This window comes from Paenibacillus melissococcoides, from assembly GCA_944800085.1.
Taxonomy (GTDB): domain Bacteria; phylum Bacillota; class Bacilli; order Paenibacillales; family Paenibacillaceae; genus Paenibacillus_B; species Paenibacillus_B melissococcoides.
Genome location: CALYLO010000009.1, coordinates 187,658 through 205,627, shown reverse-complemented (window position 1 = coordinate 205,627; position 17,970 = coordinate 187,658). Strand labels below are relative to the sequence as shown.

The 17,970-nt window shown below is 45.5% G+C and carries 15 protein-coding genes and 1 pseudogene; 3 read left to right on the top strand and 13 right to left on the bottom strand.

Features of this window, described 5'->3' with window-relative positions; all coding sequences use genetic code 11:
• Positions 1 to 14: 14 nt before the first annotated feature.
• Entirely contained in the window at positions 15 to 755 is a 741-nt protein-coding gene (locus OCY70_RS27260) for a M12 family metallo-peptidase (RefSeq protein ID WP_213427723.1), read from the bottom strand.
• A 571-nt stretch (positions 756 to 1,326) separates the two neighbouring features.
• On the opposite strand from OCY70_RS27260, the gene OCY70_RS27255 reads away from it, so the two are divergent.
• Entirely contained in the window at positions 1,327 to 1,599 is a 273-nt protein-coding gene (locus tag OCY70_RS27255; RefSeq protein ID WP_213427724.1) for a hypothetical protein, read from the top strand.
• A gap of 332 nt (positions 1,600 to 1,931) precedes the next feature.
• Here the strand turns inward: OCY70_RS27255 and OCY70_RS27250 are convergent, their stop codons facing one another.
• The 3 genes and pseudogenes from OCY70_RS27250 to OCY70_RS27240 form a co-directional block, all read right to left on the bottom strand.
• Positions 1,932 to 2,957: a DNA-binding protein gene (locus OCY70_RS27250; RefSeq protein WP_213427725.1), complete on the bottom strand. Its 1,026-nt coding sequence runs from the start codon at positions 2,955 to 2,957 to the stop codon at positions 1,932 to 1,934.
• A 253-nt stretch (positions 2,958 to 3,210) separates the two neighbouring features.
• Complete coding sequence (locus OCY70_RS27245) at positions 3,211 to 4,437, bottom strand: copper amine oxidase N-terminal domain-containing protein (RefSeq protein WP_213427735.1); 1,227 nt, start codon at positions 4,435 to 4,437, stop codon at positions 3,211 to 3,213.
• Positions 4,438 to 4,928: 491 nt separating this feature from the next.
• Positions 4,929 to 5,255: pseudogene (locus OCY70_RS27240) on the bottom strand (histidine phosphatase family protein); the annotation flags it as partial.
• A gap of 250 nt (positions 5,256 to 5,505) precedes the next feature.
• Here OCY70_RS27240 and OCY70_RS27235 point away from each other — a divergent pair.
• Positions 5,506 to 7,035 carry a flavocytochrome c gene (locus tag OCY70_RS27235; protein WP_213427726.1) on the top strand — a complete coding sequence of 510 codons (1,530 nt, stop codon included), beginning with the start codon at positions 5,506 to 5,508 and terminating at the stop codon, positions 7,033 to 7,035.
• A 132-nt stretch (positions 7,036 to 7,167) separates the two neighbouring features.
• On the opposite strand, the gene OCY70_RS27230 is transcribed toward OCY70_RS27235, so the two are convergent.
• The 4 genes from OCY70_RS27230 to OCY70_RS27215 form a co-directional block, all read right to left on the bottom strand.
• A complete protein-coding gene (locus tag OCY70_RS27230; protein ID WP_213427727.1) occupies positions 7,168 to 8,382 on the bottom strand; it encodes a NupC/NupG family nucleoside CNT transporter in 1,215 nt (404 codons plus the stop codon).
• A gap of 118 nt (positions 8,383 to 8,500) precedes the next feature.
• Positions 8,501 to 9,457, bottom strand: a complete 957-nt coding sequence (locus OCY70_RS27225) for a nucleoside hydrolase (protein ID WP_213427728.1) — start codon at positions 9,455 to 9,457, stop codon at positions 8,501 to 8,503.
• Complete coding sequence (locus OCY70_RS27220; RefSeq protein WP_261945226.1) at positions 9,457 to 10,407, bottom strand: nucleoside hydrolase; 951 nt, start codon at positions 10,405 to 10,407, stop codon at positions 9,457 to 9,459. Before OCY70_RS27220 ends, OCY70_RS27225 begins: the two co-directional genes overlap by 1 nt.
• Before the next feature lie 325 nt (positions 10,408 to 10,732).
• Positions 10,733 to 11,575 (bottom strand): restriction endonuclease, encoded by an 843-nt coding sequence (locus tag OCY70_RS27215; RefSeq protein ID WP_249724892.1) that lies wholly within the window; start codon positions 11,573 to 11,575, stop codon positions 10,733 to 10,735.
• A 37-nt stretch (positions 11,576 to 11,612) separates the two neighbouring features.
• On the opposite strand from OCY70_RS27215, the gene OCY70_RS27210 reads away from it, so the two are divergent.
• Positions 11,613 to 12,376, top strand: a protein-coding gene (locus OCY70_RS27210) for an IS5 family transposase (RefSeq protein WP_390905211.1) whose coding sequence is annotated in 2 segments (ribosomal slippage) — positions 11,613 to 11,949 and positions 11,949 to 12,376 — 765 coding nt in all. Because the reading frame shifts where the segments join, the coding sequence is not laid out codon by codon here.
• Between the two features lie 134 nt (positions 12,377 to 12,510).
• On the opposite strand, the gene OCY70_RS27205 is transcribed toward OCY70_RS27210, so the two are convergent.
• The 5 genes from OCY70_RS27205 to OCY70_RS27190 form a co-directional block, all read right to left on the bottom strand.
• Positions 12,511 to 12,594, bottom strand: a complete 84-nt coding sequence (locus OCY70_RS27205; protein WP_213430639.1) for a topoisomerase DNA-binding C4 zinc finger domain-containing protein — start codon at positions 12,592 to 12,594, stop codon at positions 12,511 to 12,513.
• Positions 12,595 to 12,614: 20 nt separating this feature from the next.
• The gene (locus tag OCY70_RS27200; RefSeq protein ID WP_213430638.1) at positions 12,615 to 13,355 is read right to left on the bottom strand and encodes a restriction endonuclease; all 741 of its coding nucleotides are present in this window, start codon (positions 13,353 to 13,355) and stop codon (positions 12,615 to 12,617) included.
• Positions 13,356 to 13,799: 444 nt separating this feature from the next.
• Positions 13,800 to 13,964, bottom strand: a complete 165-nt coding sequence (locus OCY70_RS36345) for a phospholipase D-like domain-containing protein (RefSeq protein ID WP_390905309.1) — start codon at positions 13,962 to 13,964, stop codon at positions 13,800 to 13,802.
• Positions 13,965 to 14,014: 50 nt separating this feature from the next.
• The gene (locus OCY70_RS27195; protein WP_261945254.1) at positions 14,015 to 15,433 is read right to left on the bottom strand and encodes a DEAD/DEAH box helicase; all 1,419 of its coding nucleotides are present in this window, start codon (positions 15,431 to 15,433) and stop codon (positions 14,015 to 14,017) included.
• A gap of 38 nt (positions 15,434 to 15,471) precedes the next feature.
• Positions 15,472 to 17,739, bottom strand: coding sequence for an AAA domain-containing protein (locus tag OCY70_RS27190; RefSeq protein WP_213430636.1), 2,268 nt, complete (start codon positions 17,737 to 17,739; stop codon positions 15,472 to 15,474).
• Positions 17,740 to 17,970 lie beyond the last annotated feature (231 nt).

Sequence of the window (17,970 nt, the reverse complement as noted above, 5' to 3'; positions counted from 1 at the left end):
GTTGCCGCCTCCTATTAATATTTGTTTCTAGCAGCATACCAATCCGCATGATGCCCGGCGCTGAACCGATCGATAAACCCAAAGCCAACGGCCGTCATCACGCAATTCTTCCCGTCATAATTCGAGCCTCTCTCTTCTTCATCGTGGCGCAGACCATACATATGTCCCGCTTCATGCTGGGTCGTTTCCGCATTCGTGCTATACCCGTTGTCAAAAATAGTGGAATAAGAATTGCCAAGCGTAGCGATTCCCGCAATATTGGAATTATCGCTAGGTTTGAGGCCCGAGAACGCAATCATGATATCCGCCTTTTGATTGCCGTTGTAAGTCAAACCGTGTTTGTTCCGCGCATCGTTCAACAATCCGGAACTGGTCGTGGAAGAAGATTGCCATAGAGGTTGAGCCACGGACAAGAAATTGATGCCGAATTGCTCCTTCAAGGCAGTGCCGGCACGGGCAACCACTCGACTTGCTTCCTGCGCATAGTTCTGGTACGTAGAGCGCCATTTCTGATCGACAGGCGAGGTGACATTGACGGTAATTTCCGCCATTCTGAAAGACGGTCTATCATATTCAACAATGGCCTCCCCGACATAAGGCGCAGCCTGTCCAGGGATCTTCAGCTTTACTTCCAAGGTATCTTTGACGGCTGCGTTGTTGTCGTAATCCTGTCCGCTATGTCCCGCAGCATACATGGGACTGGCTGACACAAGGAGCAAGAGCGACGCAAATAGAATAGCAAGCTTCTTTTTCATTACAAATTCCTCCTTTTGTTTTCCTATTTTGATTCGGTCAATCTACTCGGATCGAGCTTTTCCCTCCTTTCATGGCGGGCATGTTGCGAGCAATGGCTGATTTCGCCGGTATCCTGGTCTAAGCAGCCATTGTTCAACAACTTACTTATATAACGTTGGGATTCCGCAAAAACTAACGCTAGATCTCCAAAATTTTCTACTATTTTTAGCAAACAGAAGTATCGACCACAATAAAGAAACTATGTAAAAATTATGATCTTTTTCGTTTTTTATTGTATACTTCGATTAGATAGACTACATGGAAGCCGAAAAATAAGGAAAAATGGCAATATAGGGGGAGTTTTATGGAACAGTGGTATTATCTGTTGCGAAGCCCGTTTGCCAGCCTAGATCCTGCCGCGCAACAATGGGTATATCGTTCCTTCTATCAATTCGTGTACAAGGACGTATATTTCAAGACGCATGATCATTCCCTGACCGAGGATATTATTCAAGAGGCTTTCCTTAAGGCATCGAGGCAAGGTCCGCACCTGCAATCCGACACGCTGCAGGTGAAGTATGAGTACATCAGTTGGCCCGCTGCGGGGTACTTTCCCGAGGAGATATTCGCGCCGAACGATCCGTGGTCGCTCTCAAGAACCCGGGAACTACGCAGCTTACCATCACGAATTACTTCCAGGAGGATCAATGGATCGAGGATGAGGTCCGAGAGCCCGCCAAGGGCGATGCCGTCAGTTCATGGGCGTTGCCCGGCTATCAAAAAGCGAAGAGCAACGGCCTCATTCCGCTGAACTATGATCATGCTTACCAATCGCCCATTACAGGAGCGATTTTGCCAGGTTGACAGTGAAGCTCTGCGAAAATTTTTTAGGCACGCCGCTTGCTCAAGGAACAGCGCCCTTCCAGGATACGAAGAACGCAGACATCGCCAAAGCGTACACCAATGGGCTCATGAACGGAAGACGGACAAATACGGTCCAATACATAGGTGGAAGAGTGCGAAAAGAGGGGGCTGCCCCTCTTTTCGATTTCTGTCCATTTATCTCCAGCTCGCTATCCTCCACTAATTTCCACACACTCCACTTTCAGTTCAATGGACAGTGCTAAGTTTTTCGTCAGTTCTTTACTCCCCAACCATGATTAAAAGAGACCGTGGGCGGTGAGATAACACTTACGCTAAGCAGTCCTAACGCTAAGGTCAACGAGATTAAGGCTTTTTTCATTTTTAATCACCCCAATCATTATTTTTCCATACTTTTCTTGCTGTTCGCGGGTTGCAAGATCCCTAAATGTTTCAAACAATGCCGTGCACATTTTAAAATCCCTATCATTGTTCAAGGCATGGGACAGCTCCAACGCTTGGACCGTATAATCCAGAGCCTTTTGATAATCCGCTTTCTTCACGTAGTATAGGGCGAGCTGGTACATGAAAGTAAAGTTATGTGTTCTATTTATATGATCCTCATATTCATTAAATTCGTCAATTTGCTTCGTAAATGTCATCAAGATGTCATCTACATCCCAATGATGAAGGTTGGCCGATTCCATAATCGTAACCATCCCCGGCAATATTTCTTCGGGATTATCCTCCAGAAACTTCACATACTCCGGCAAGACCCCAAATGCTCCGGACAGCAGATCCAGCGTATAGGAATTGGCCTTCGCGAACAGGCGAAACCGCTCCACTTCTTCCAGGCCGGCTTCGTCCAAATCATTGAACCAACCCAGCTCTGCATATTTCGCAACATACTCTTTGGCGGCCGCATAGTTGCCTTGCTTTTGCAGGGCAGTGGATTTGGCCAGATAGCTGAAGCCGTAATAGTAGACGAGGGGCAATTCGGCATCAAATATTACCTCAAGCTTACGCGCCCGTCTCTGCTGCTGCTCATCATAAATGGCGCCAGCGGCGGCATGTAACTGATCGGAGAATCGCTCCACTTCATCCCACATGCGCAGTGTAAAATAGATCTGCAATGTTTTCAGGAGGGCATCCAGTTGATCGTGGGCGGGCAGCTTCTTAATCACCGGTTCGAACTGGATGGCAGCCCGCAAATTTTTCCTGGCGTCTGTCAGGCGTAACATCTTGAATAACCGATAGCTGCTCATGGCGTAATGATAGTTTGCCCCATTGTCGTTAGCCTCATGTTGAATAACACATTCGTAATACGGCAAAGACTCTTCCCATTTTCCTTCCGCAAACAAACTTGTTATTCTTATTTATTTACTAGAAGAGATTAAATTTGGATGGTAATGTAAACGAGTACAACTACTAATATATTTATAAATTTACCATTGGTCAAGTGCTTCGACTCATTGCTTATAAAAATAGAAAAATGCGCCTTTCGTATAGCGGGAAATGTTCCGGCAGCGAACCTGTCCATATACAAAAAAGGGCGCATAAAGGTCGTTGGGCCTAACAAAGTTGCTATAGAGCATGCCGCGTAACCGGCTTTGCTTATTTCATCGCGGCCCAGCTTTTGTAGTCATGTATCGCAAACCCGGCATAGCTTGAATGTCGAGAGAGCTTTTGATGAGCGGCTTGCAGCTCTTTTTCCATCGCTTCGATGCCCTTGGCATAGAAAGATGTCCGATCGCTCTCCATATTTTTCGCGGTCTCCACGGCGACGATCACTTGCTTTTTCAACGTCGCTGCCTGTCTCATCATCGCGCTTGCGTTTTCCACAATCCCATTTTTGCCTAAGGCAAAATTGCGGTAGTCCATAATCACCAGACAATCGAACTTCTCCAACAACCATGCGCTGAAGCTGTATTCCGTGCCAGGAACCTTTATGGTATTCAGCCAAAAAGGAACATCCAACGCAATTTTGATGCCGCTCCCTCTGGTCTCCTGCTCAATCAGGCTCATATTGTCCATCCAGCTCGCCAGAATCGCCTTATTGGCGGTCTTCCATTCGGGCAACAGATAAGGTTCAATATCAAAGTGCAGGCCGTCAAACCTCTCTTCGGTTTTAACGGCAGCATTATAGTTTTGGACCCATGCTATAAACTTTTGGATTTGATCCTGCTTCGATTTGTAGGCCCAATCGGGACGACCCGCCAGGGCTTCCACGTTTATCCGTTTCTCTTTGGCGGTTCGAATAAAGTCTTTGTATACCGCCGGAGCGATATCGGCATCAATTTGAAGATATACGGATGTCACCTGATTATCGATTGCAAAGTTGATTAGCTTATCCGGGTCCCTCTCGATGATGTGGCTATCCCAAATCCACGTGGCTTTGGGGACGTTATGTACAGAAGTCGTGATGATGACCTGATTTCTCTCCGGCTTCCAATCTACATCCGCATGAAAGGCTTCGCTGATGAAGCGAAGCGGAACCATCGTGCGGCCGTTGTGGACCGCCGCCGGCCCGTCAAAGGTTACCGTCCTGCCATTCACTTGCGCATGATTGTCGCCAATCTTCAACGTAATGGTGTCATGGTTATGCGTAACAGCGACTTGCTTCAAGGCCTCGTTCCACTTTACGTTTGCGCCAAGCTTTTCGGATACAAATTTGGCGGGAACCATCGTGCGGTTGGATTTTTTATCCACATACGGAGGTTCATCCGGGAACGCCACCTCATGCCCGTCCACGGTGACTCGGATGGGGGACGCACTCACATTGGGGAGACAGATTCCTAAACTTAAAGCGATAGCTAACATGCCAAACAACAATTTTTTCATACAGCTCATATGACACTACCTCAGTTTCTCCGATCGGTTCGGAATTTTTCTCTGTAATCTTGAACGAATGTCGCACAAAGGGATTATATAATATGCAACATTTGTAAGAACATCCGACCTATGAACCAAGTTGCGCAATTTTGTAAAGCAGGATGTTCGTTCTGACCTGGCGGGACTCCTCACTCTTGAATGCACAAAAAAGCCCGCTCCGGGGCTACGTGTGGAGTCCATCAGAGGATGAACTCTTTTTCACTATATACCCGGAGGGGGATGGCGTCCGTTGTCATCAGAATGGAATACCGTCTGATAACAAAAAAGCATTCCATCTCCCAAGCCATACCTCATCGTCGACGGGATTATCCCAGAACTCCATGCTGGTCACGCTGGCATGCTCTAGATTACGAATTACCTCACGTTCTCGCTTCATATTCAGAGAGCCAATAAAATCAAGAACTTCTGCAACACACCATAAGCCATGTCATTTACCATCATTATGTCCAGATTCGACGTATGCCAGGCGCATCCTTGTCGAAGGTTAGATGATACACATCCGGATTGGACAATGATTCCCACTCCTTGAAGCCGAACCGGTCGTCGAAATGCCTCAGCAGCAGCGAGATCAGGTTCCCGTGCGACATAGTGACGACATTGTTATACCCGCTCTCCAGCGCTTCCCCGATCACGCTGCTGGCACGCTTCATCGCCGCAGCGCTGGATTCCCCGCCTTCATAACATAAGTCCAAATCATCGTATGTCTTCCGCAGCATGTCGCGCCAATCGGAATGATTGCTGCCTGATAAGACCCGCTCCGTCAATCTGGATTGCTGTCATGCTCGTTGGATGGGAATCGTATGGCCCCGCCGATTCCAACTAAATTATGATATATATAGTTCCTGGATTTGGAAGATATGAGCTGTCATAAAATCATCGCTTGCGCGAATCATCCATGAAAATTGATGCATGGTCACAAGAAATTCAAAACATTGTGAAAAGAATCACTATTAATGAGGACGATATTATATTAAAATGAAGTGTACCTAACATCTTAGAAAAACGGGGGTTGTTAACATGAAGAAGAAAGCAGCAGCAACGTTGATTCTCGTTCTCTCTTTCATGCTCGTCATCGCAGGATGCGGCAGCGGGAACCAGAATCAAGACCAGACTCAGGGCAATGAAAAACCGGCGGAGTCCCAAGAAACGGAAGCCGTGTCGGGAGCTTCTCAAACCAACTATACACCTATCGATCAATTGAAAGATAAATATGATATCATCATAGTCGGTGCAGGCGGCGCCGGAATGTCTGCCGCGCTTGAAGCCAAAGAAAAAGGCATGAACCCGGTGATTTTCGAAAAAATGCCGATTGCCGGCGGCAATACGATGAAATCATCCTCCGGTATGAATGCTTCCCAGACCAAGTTCCAAAAAGAGCAAGGCATTGAGGACAGCAATGATCTATTTTATGAAGAGACGTTAAAAGGCGGTCATGGCACAAACGACAAAGAGATGCTTCGTTTCTTCGTTGACAATTCCGCAAGCGCCATCGAATGGCTTGATTCGATCGGAATTCGTCTGAACAATATCACGATTACGGGCGGTATGAACGAGAAGCGCACACATCGTCCGGAAGACGGCTCAGCGGTAGGTCAATATCTCGTCAACGGCCTGGTGAGAAATATTCAAGAGAAAGAAATTCCTCTTTTCGTAAATGCGAATGTGACGGAAATTACGGAGAAGGACGGCAAAGTAAACGGCGTTAAGGTCCTCTTCAATAATAACGATGAGAAAACGATTGCCGCGGATGCTGTCGTGGTGACAAGCGGCGGTTATGGCGCTAACATGGATATGATTGGCGAGGTTCGCTCCGACCTGAAGGGTCTTGTAACAACAAACCAAGAAGGCAGCACCGGCGACGGCATCAAGATGATTGAAAAACTCGGCGGCGTCACGGTTGATATGGATCAAATCCAGGTTCACCCTACGGTACAGCAGGAGAAATCCTATCTCATCGGGGAAGCAGTCCGCGGTGAAGGCGCGATCCTGGTTTCCAGCGAGGGCAAACGTTTCACAAACGAGCTGGACACTCGCGACAATGTCACGGCGGCCATCAACAAGCTGCCTGAAAAATCAGCTTATCTTGTATTTGATTCCGGCGTAAAATCCCGCGCGAAAGCAATTGAGCAGTACGAGAAAATGGGTTTTGTCATTCAGGGCGATACGACCGAGGCGTTAGCCAAAGAAATTGGCGTTCCGGCAGATCAGCTGACCGCCACGCTGGATACATGGAACAGCGCCGTGAAGAATAAAGAGGATGCCGAATTCGGCAGAACGACCGCGATGGACCACGATCTGTCCAGCGGGCCATACTATGCAATCAAGATCGCCCCTGGGATTCACTACACCATGGGCGGCGTGAAAATCAATACGAACACCGAAGTATTGAATAAAGAAGGCCAACCTATTCCTGGCTTGTTCGCGGCAGGCGAGCTTACCGGCGGCTTACACGGCCAAAACCGTATCGGCGGCAACTCCGTTGCCGAGATCATCATTTTCGGCCGCCAAGCCGGCATAAAATCGGCTGAATTCGTACAAGCGCAATAAGATATCAGCTTTAGTAAACGACAAACGCTTGGGCTCATCATAGTCCAAGCGTTTTTTTATGCCCGCCAGCAAAAAGGCGACCGCTCCACGGTTGAATGGAGGGAAGCGATCGCCGCTTGATTTACTGTATTTCTACACGAGCATCCCGGCAATCGCCGCGCTCATCAGGTTGGCCAATGTGGCGGCAATGACCGCACGGAAGCCCATCTCGGCAAGATCTTGTCTTCTGGAAGGCGCAATCCCGCCCAGGCCGCCAATAAGGAGCGCAATGGACGCCAGATTGGCAAAGCCGCAGAGCGCGAAGCTGATGACGACAACGCTTTTCGGAGACAAATGAGCAATCTCAGGCGCAAACGAAGTGTAGGCCACAAATTCGTTCAGGACGAACTTTTGACCGATGAAGGAGCCTGCCTGCAGCGCTTCGCTCCATGGCACACCGATCAGGAAGGCAATCGGCGCGAACAGGTAGCCCAGAATTTGCTCCAGCGTCAGCGCCTCGATTCCGAACACGCCGCCAATCCAGCCAATGATCATGTTCACCAAGAAAATGAGCGATATAAACGCCAGCAGCATGGCGCCTACGCCGGCAGCGATCTTGAGCCCGTCCGAAGCTCCGCGAGCCGCCGCATCGATGACATTTCGGGACTCCGTATCCTTTACCATGCTAACCCGTTCCACTCGAAGCTGATGATCGGTTTCCGGCATGATAATTTTGGCCAGCAGCAAGCCGCCCGGCGCTCCCATGAATGCCGCTGCAAGCAAATATTCAATCGGAACGCCAAGCATCGCGTATCCGCCCAGAACGGAACCGGAGACGCACGCCAGTCCGCCGACCATCACCGCGAACAGCTCCGACTTGGTCATTTTCTCAATATAAGGCTTCACCACAAGCGGCGCTTCTGTCGGACCGAGGAAAATATTCGCGGCCGCTGACATCGATTCCGTTTCACTCGTTTTGAGCACCTTCGCCAGAAATCCGCCAATGATTTTCGTAGCCCACTGCATAATGCCGAGATAGTACAGAACCGCTATCAAGGAACAGAAGAAGATAATAATCGGCAAGACCTGCAGCGCGAACGTAAAGCCCGCCTTTTCCGCACCCAGTATCCCGCCGAACAAGAACTGAATGCCCGCATTCGTGGAATCGATGATGCTCTGCACGGCCGCAGCCAAGTAGTTCAGCATCTTTTTGCCGAGTTCCCACTTCAGCACGATCAATGCAAAAATGAATTGAATCGCAAACGCGCCAATCACCGTTCTCGGATTAATCGCTTTGCGATTTTTCGAAAACGCGACGGCAATCACAAAAATGCCTAAAATTCCTAGAAGTCCCCAAATGTATTGCATATACCTATCCTTTCTTCATCGTGTCCATGACCCAGAATGTAAAGCGAAAGAGGCAAACGGCTGCTCTTCAAATTAGTGCTGAGTTATATACAAAAGCGGCCAGTTGCAGTCCTTAGCATTAGTTAATAGACTTCAATACGTCCAACAGCATGTCTTTAAAAGCATCCCGATCAATCGCTTCACAGACGCGGACATTGCGCGTGCGTTCCAATCGATTGTTAATATCGACAAGGCTGTAGCCTCTTGTCAGTTCACCGACGGTCTCGACATCCACGTGGTACAGGTTGGACTTCGTCATGATCTTTTCGTCCGCCGCTACGGCTGCGAGCAGTGTATCCGGATGCGTCGTGCCGTTCAGTCGATGAACCGTTTTATTGAATCTCATGACGACCTTGTTGACGTCTTTGAAAAACTTCGCGCCCTTCGTTCCCAGCGCTTCAATCTCTTCATGATCGTTATCGTCCATGATGGAATATTGCGTGCACATTTCCCAACCGACCATCGTGATGGGAATGCCCGAATGAAGCACGATTTTGGCCGCTTCCGGATCAACGTAGAAATTATACTCCACACTCGGCGTAATATTTCCGAGCGCATTGTTCGTTCCGCCCATAATATAGAGATGCGGAATTTTCGGCACAATGGTCGGATCCTTCTTGATCGCCATCGCAATATTCGTTAACGGCGCAATCGCAAGAAGATGGATTTCGCCTGGATTGTTGTGAACCGCTTCGATAAGGAAGTCGATGGCATGACCTTTTTCGGGAGACTGAACCGCTTTTTCGAAAAACGAATCCCCCATCCCATCCTTGCCGTGCACGTCCTCGACCGTACGATGCTCTTTTTGGCCGATCCCCATGATTGGGCCCTCATGCCCTTTGTACACAGGAACTTGTCCGCTTTTTCCCGCGACTTGCACGGTGTAGAGCGCATTTTCCACCTGCTGATCGAACTGGACGTTACCGCCGGTAATCATAATGCCTTCGACCTGAAAATAGTGAAGGGCCGTCAAAATGGCAATCGTATCGTCGCCGGCCGTATCGGTATCAAGAATGACTCGCTTTTTCTCGGACATTACCAATCCCTCTCCGTTGCTTTTTTCGCCAATTCGGTAATGTAATCAAAGAATGCGTCGCGATCGACGTCATAGACGACATGTACCGGACGTCCTTCCTCCGTCTCAACGGTACGGCCTTGGCTTGCGCCCTCCGTAATCACGATGCTGTTAATCGTCTGCACCTTCACCAGATCGCTCTTGCCCACGAATGCTGTCGTTAATACATCCCACAGATAGTAAGTCGAGTTTGTCGAGAAATGAACAAGCGGCGGCACCATCGCGTAGCATTGGCCCAGGAAATCAACGCCGATATGCTTGCGTTCCGCAGCCCAGCGCTCACGAACATCGAGCGTAAGCGGCACTTGATTCGTGCTCTCCAGGGCAACCAGATCAATCTCGATCCCGCTGTCCCATACGCGTGCAGCCGCATCCGGATCCCAGAATACGTTCCATTCTGCCGTTCCGTCATGCTCAGGCTCATGCACATTGCCTGCTTCACGGAAGGTGCCGCCCATCCATACCAGGCGTTCTACCTTTTCTTCGATCGCCGCATCGATATCTAATGCGCGGGCAAGGTCGGTAAGCGGGCCCGTAAACAGCAGGGTCGTCTTGCCTTCCGTTGCGCGCAGCGTGTCTATCATATGAAGATGTGCCGGCTTGTCCGCTACAGGAGTCACCACTTTACCGGATTCGTTGAGAAGCGGTAGGGCGTCAACATAGAACGCATGCATGCGCCAGTCCTTCGGAAACGGATTTTTCCCGCGGGAATTCGACGCGGCTACATCCAAACCGACGCTGCCGAACCGATCGATGATTTTACGGCTGGCAAACATCGCCGGTTCGAGGTAACAATCCGCCGGAATGACTGACACGCTCGTCAGCTCCACATTGTCCATGTGCAGTAATAAAAATAACGAAATTAAATCATCCACGCCGCCATCATGGTTAAAATAAATGTTCTTCTTCATCTTATCTCCATTCCCATCCCCATACATCAACACGTCATTTGCAGGAAATGTAAGTTTTGTATCAATGTATAAGACGTTGTAAAACCGAACAAAAATATTAAATCAACATTTATTATTCGGATTCCAATTAAAAATAATACTAAAATTTCTCTGAAAAATATATACTTCATGAAAAAATATTAGAATCCAAAAAGTGGGGTGGGGGGGAGTGAGAGACGTGCCGGATGTGCACATCCGGCTCCGGCTTTCAAGATAAAAGGAAAAGCCCTCTCTTTGAGGAGAGGGCCGACCCGGAAAGCTTCCATTTCAGGATTATTAACTGAGGTTAGTCTTCCGAGAAAAAGTCGAGATCTATTTTCTTTTCTTCATATACCGCAACGGTGGAAACCCCAAGATCGTAATCAATCATCAACTGGGTAAGTTGCTCACCATCGATCAACACAACTTTATTATCGATAAAAGTTACGTATTCTAGTGCTTCTTTTGTAAAGCTGGATGTTGTAATGAAGACCCCTTTTCGGGCTTTTTGTCCCTGTAATGCGCCCACGAACTTCTGAATCTCAGGGCGGCCCACCACGCCTTCCCAGCGTTTTGCCTGTATGTATATCATATCCAACCCCAGCCGATCTTCTTTAATAATCCCATCTATGCCGCCATCCCCACTTTTCCCTACGGCCTTCCCAGCGTCTGAGATTGATCCTCCATATCCCATCTTAACTAGAAGTTCCACAACCGCCTTCTCAAAAAACTGTGGACTGCCCGCTTTTAACCGCTGTAAAAGCTCAAAGGCAAGCTCTTTGCGAAGAACTAAATAGCTATACTCAAGATTCTCACCAGGAGTACGTTGTTCCGAATGCAACGGCTGTTCATCTGATTTTTGATCATCATTATTTTTGGCGGTATGAAACTCCAGAAATTCAGGGAACTGACGAAGAAAGGAGATATTGATTATGCTGGGATTTGACTTTAAGACATCTCTACCCTTCGTCGTAATCTTGCAATAGCCTCGGCGTGGATACTCAAGCAGCCCTGCCTTCATTAAATAAGTTCGTGCCCAACCTACTCGATTATCAAATATAGTCTGCCGACCACTAGGCAATTTTTCATCCAGTTCTTCATCAGTTAATCTGAAATGTTTGGCGAGGCGTTCTCTAGGGCGTGTACGCAAACTATCGAAATAGCCAAATATCTGGTAAACTTATCCTATGAGAAGACGATATGAGATACGAGATGACCAATGGGAACGACTCAAAGACCTCTTGCCACCGGAACGGAAACCACAGGGTGGACGTCCGGCAATCGATAACCGAAAAATGTTCAATGCCATGCTTTGGGTGATTCGTTCTGGTGCGCCTTGGCGAGACTTGCCAGAGCATTATGGCTCCTGGAGCAGTGTCTACAGTCGTTTCCGCCGCTGGGAGAAAGCAGGCATCTTTGATCGAATGCTAGACGTTCTGGCTGCCAATCCCGATGACGAAAGTGTTATGCTCGATGCTTCCATCGTTCGTGTTCACCAACACGGCGCGGGGGCAAAAGGGGGCAGCAATTCCAAGCCATCGGACGATCACGCGGAGGATTAACCAGCAAGATTCATGCCGTTGTAGACGGCCTTGGCAATCCGCTACGCTTCGAAGTAACCGCAGGCAACATCAATGATTGTGTAACGGGTTATGAGATCCTGCAAACCCAAGACATACAAGGTAAACATGTTTTGGCGGATCGCGGATACGATACCGATAAAATCATTGCGCTTTTGGAAGAGAAACTGGCCCATTCCGTCATTCCCAGTAAGAAGAATCGCACGATCCAACGTACAACCGACTGGTGGTTGTATAAAGAGCGTCATCTGGTCGAATGCCTGTTCAACAAACTCAAACATAATCGTCGGCTGGCAACTCGGTACGATAAATTGGCCTGTACTTTTGTTGCCTTCTTAAAGCTGGCCTCTTCCATGATCTGGTTGGCTTAAGGTTTGCATACACGCCCTAGTATCGCGATGCCTATGTTCTTGTTCATCACTTACCTGCATCAAGAATGGCAGCATGATAGATTGGAAATCGGGAATTGCCATTTTCTATGTCCTCCAATCATCTATATTTTAATTTATATGGATTTCGTATTTCGGCATCTTGGAAAGTTACTGCACCCCCAAAATTCAACTCCTTGCTTGTTCTTTCTTCGTGTCATGGGAGCACCACACTTGCATGTCACTGTACTTCCTTTTTTGCCTTTGCGATCTCCGGGTTTGCTGCCGCGCTGCTCTTGTTAACAGGACGACGCTTTTTACTTGGTTGCCACTTCCCCCATGACCTTAGCTTCTGGTCAACAAGAGCTCCATGCCAGTAGTCAACTTTGAATTGCTCCGCTTCCTTTTTTGCAGGAGAAGTAAGATCAGATGTCGTGATAAGTAACGACAGAATACAATCATGATTTCGTTTTGCCGCAACCAGTTCACGGACAGTCATAACAGGAACAAGATTATGTTCAGCGTAGCACTTGGCCTGTACAGCGGTCTTCTCACCACGGCCATCGATAATCACAAGATCCACTCCGCCATCATTGCCGCCAACTCCTACTTCTTTCACCGTGTATCCCTGATCTCTGAAGTAAAGAGCAAGTAACCGCTCGAATTCTGCTCCAGATAAATCGTCTAATCTGCTTGTTAAGATGACCTCATCGTCTCTACAACCCTTAGTTGTTCGCCTTGAGGTTGTCTGAGTGGTTTGCTTATTCGTTGCTTGGGTTTTCTGCTTCTTCTTGTTACGTCTCTTCCTTGTCCAGATGGCCCCAAGGATATCTGCTACTATGATTGAACCAATAAGAATGCCGAAGAAGAACCCCCAGTGCAATCCTGGAATGCTGAAATAAATAGCAAGTCCACCAATAATGAATAAGCCCCTCAATAAATAAGCAAGCTGTCTTCCTTCTGCATAGTAAGTTTTTGCCATTAATCTTATTCATCCTTCCAAATCTGTGTCCATCCAGGTGTGTTGATTATCTCTATTAAATTTGATGCCCCCTAATCCCCTAGCCCGCCTTCGTCAAATATTACTTGGTTCATTTTTCAGATGAAGATCCAACTACGGTTAACAGCATAAAGGCCGCTTTCAGGAACGATGCACAGGGATCAGAAACTCACTGGCACAAGCCAATCGCCGTTTTAAACGAGTGCATTCTACTCGCAATGCGATGCAATTTCCATTTTTGGGGCAACCCGGTTCCGCATCACCATACTAGCAAAGCCAGGAAGAAACATTTCTGCTCTTGTCGTTCCTGTTTCGAGGAACCCAATATCATGCTCGGCTACATCCCTATTTCGTTCCAATGCATCGCGAATAGGCTAGGGAAGCTATCTCTTCGTTCGTGTACCAATTTGCACTTTCAGTATCAATTTACAAGTCAAATCTCATTCTCACATAGGCAATTGCTTGTCTGTCAGTAATAAGATAACTAATTTCCTCCCGAGTACTCTTACCTTGATTCGATAACCAATTATGTGAGCCAATAAAAAGAATTTTGTTGTCTATTAACAGCACTTTTGAATGAAGAGGCGGCATATAAACAAGGTTTTGTCCCAACTGACTGTGCAGTTCTTTTAAAGCAACTTTTAGGTCTCCTTGTTCTTGTAATTAAAATTATCCTTCTCTACAATTTTGTCGATGTCATTAAGAGTATAGTTTGTCCTTGAGTAACCGAATCTTATTCTAATGTCTATGCGTCGTTCCTTCGCAGCTTTTAACAATGAAAAGAATTTTTCGTTTAGTACATCACTGCTCGTCCAAGGAGAAACTATGCCAAGCGTACTTCGGCAATACGCAAAGGATTTCATCATCAGATCATAATGCCGTTTAGGGGTCAGCAATACATTAGCATACAAGAGATCGTTCATATGGCTGATAAATCTTAAATCAACGCCATCCAATTCCCGATCGTCTTGATAGACCGTATAAGCTTCGCTTCGACTTAAAGCGTATTTTTGATTTTCGTATTCCTCATTATACAAACTGTATATGACCCCATGTTGTTGAATGACTCGAATTGCCTTTGCAAGGTAATTCCCACTCGCAAATCCTGTCTCTATATTGCCAATCAAAATAAACTGCTCCTTGGCTCTGGAGAAAGCAACGTTGAGCATATTAGGTTTACTGCCTATTACAAAGGAAAGACCCGCGTTCTTTGCATGAATACCATCAATAACGGAACTAAAAAGAATAATTCTTTTCTCTTTTCCTTGGAACGTGTGTACCGTTCCTACCTCTACGCCATTAATGGCAGCCGCTAATTGCTTGGCTTGTGAAGAGAATGGCGTTATGATTCCAATGTCTTTTAATATCTCAGTTCCATATCTCTCAACCAATAAATTTACAATTTTTTTGCACGCAGATATTTCCGAAAAATTATGATGTGAATGCACTTCCTTCAGGCCTCGAATATCGAAAGCCACTAAATTCGCTCCAAAAAGTTTTTCTGAATTATCTTTTTTAGTTAATAAGAGCATTTCATTATAAACATGAAAATTTGAAAAGCGCATAATGCTAGCTTCACAACGTCTATGTTCATTAAGAATAATTCCTTTTTTCTTCATTCCCATGAACTCAAAGAACTCACTGCCACGATCAGCATAATTTTGAGCACTATTTTGCAAAATGCAGATATTATCATGGAGCTCTTTCCTTACATCACTTTCTTCAATCAGATTTAAAGTAAACGGACGCACGGGTTCAAGTTGTTCTGGATCGCCTACTATAACTGCCTTTTGGGATCGATATAATGGTGCGCACAAATAATGAGGCATAATTTGCCCTGCTTCATCAACAAACAATGTATCAATTAAGCCGAGGAGAGGCTGAAATAACTGTTCAGAAAATGAATGTAAGGTTGTCGTGGCGACAGGAAAACAAAGAAAGAACGATTCCCATATTGCCCGAATCCCTTTTTGATATTGATCGAGCCTTTTTCCGTTCTCACTATAAAATGATTTAAACCACCTTTGTTCCTCCCCCATCTTCTCCAAATTATGTACGATCTCAGTATGACACTTAATAACGTATTGCTCGTTAACAGCTAAAGCTTCCTCAAATAGTCGTTCCCCAATTGTACAATAACAGGAACATTAGCCAACTCGTAATATGAATATGAAGTTAACATTTTCTCTATTTGTAACTCTCTTTTCAATCTTAACTCTTGTTCAAGTAACTCCTCTAGATTAGTCAAACTCGTTAGTAGCACAGTTTTACTGTTTTCAAGCACCTGGAGTTCCTGACTTATATCGTTTATTTGCTCGATTACAGCACTTAAGTCGGACCGATAACTTGTAATCAGTAAATTCGATTGCTTTAATCGTTCCGTATTATTCTTAATATCTTGGTTTAGCGGATCGATCCGAGTTTCTTGTATGAATTCTACAGTCGGATTTGCAGTTAAAAATAACTTACGTTTTGGCAAGAAATTAAGTAAATTTGTGGGGAATTTATTCCATTTCAACAAAACCTCCTTATCCGCATATGCTTGACGACGGTTCTCCTCGCCAATCTTTATTTCTGACTCCAGTTGTCGAACGAGCTTTTCCAACTTTGAAATTTCATCTTCTTTTTCAAGCTTGCTTTGAATCAATTCTCCTTGCTTGCGTCTTTGGACCTGGATTTTTTCATTTGCAATCTCAAGTTCCTTTTTTTTGCTCTCTATGCTTGTAAGAATATCTTTCTTGTCATCAAGCTCTCCTCTTTCAAGGCAAAGTTGAAGCAAAGTCCAGAAATGATTGATGTTTTTATGAATTTCTTTCAAATCGGTAATTGATGACATGAAAATATTCTGAATATCCCGATTTTGCAAAGAATCAATGTTAGGGTGCTTGAGCCCCTTTATAATTTCTTCGAACTTCTTATTTCGAAATTCCGTCATGTTAGCCATATTTCCTAGACGAGCACAGAATAACCCTTGTTTTTTCTGTTCCATTGCAGTCTGAAAAGAGCTCATAAATCCACTTGGATTCATGCCCTCATCCTCGTCGTCGAATTCTTCGCCGCACTCTACACGCCCATTATCGTCATCAGTATTCTTACCGTAAAGTGATAATAAGCTAGTCAGGAAGTCTACTTCGTTCATTAATTCAATTCCGATATTATCTACTGCCTTATTGTTTGTACTCGTAATAACCATTGAGAACGGATTTTTTCCCTCTAGCGGAGACTGGTAATAGGCCCTGATTTGTCCCTCATCAATGAGCTGCCAAGGTTGATCCCATATCTCTATCAAGAGTAGCGCTTTGTTAACTACAGCATCTGCTATCATCTCTTTAATCAATGTCGTCTTGCCTGTCCCAGGAGGACCATTGACTGCAAGTAATTGGGAATTTCGCAGAGATTGAACTATTCTCCATTGCTTATTGTTTACAGGATAATCAGCCGTATAGCTCCCCAGATGATATCCAGCTTGTTCAGGTTCTAAAGCGTAGTCAACAGCGTGCTTGTTCCCAAATATATATTTCTTTAACAGCGAGGAAGAACAACTATTTTGTCGTGACATTAGACGCTCAAGCTCACTTCGAAATATGGATTCGTTCATATCATTGAGGCATTCTTTTGTAACAAACAATCGTCTGGACATTAACCAACCGCTATAATTTTTAAAATCAAGTAAACTCCTATAATTCCAATTCGATATGCCTTCAATTAGGCATTGGTCAATTAAAATAATTATCTGTTTGAGTTGAGTCGATTCGATGCTATCAATTTTTGTGCAGAGGTCATTATAGGCTTGTGCTGCTATGAGGCGTACGTCTTCAACTGGGCAATCAAATGCTTCAGCTAAAATAATTTCCAAACTAGCTCGATTCATGACAAAAGAAATAACGTGCAGTCCTTCGTCTGTCAATCTGCTTTTAAAAGTGATAACAGGTCTGATAATCCTTTTTTTCTTACCTGTAGGTAAGTCTTTAATCATTAATGGATAGCAAAGCGTAAACTCTTCCTGTGTGACTAGCTGATTAAGGTACAATTTGAAATTGTCGCGATTATCTGGATAATGGAAAGGAAGATCAGCGATAAAATCCTCAATTTTCTTTTCTTTCGAGAGGACACTTCTAATGGATTGAATCCATTTACCTCGTATTTCCTTATTTGATTTTTTTTTAATATCAGGATAACTTTCTAATTTCCGCAATACAGCATCTTTTTGTTTTCTCTCCAACGTTTCTTGAATGTCTTGAAAGGTGGTCAAACTTTTTTCAGAAAGGTGATCTCCATCTATTGAACTAAGAGAGGAATTCATGAACCTCGAATAATCCTCATAACGCATGAAATATTTCAAAATATCTTTTAATTCCGTAGACATCTACAAACCCCCGGTTTTGAAAATCACGCGACTTATTTACTACTATATTTCTCCATAAATAGGACAAAACCCTCCCTCCCAATGACCTAATTAAAGTACACGGTTTGCCAATGTTGACGGATACGTACATAATTGGCTTGGGACGCATGCCTCAGCGCTTGAAGTATCTTGGCTACAAATCGGACAGAAACGATCGTATGTTATCTGGATGCACGGACACAAGAAGAAGCA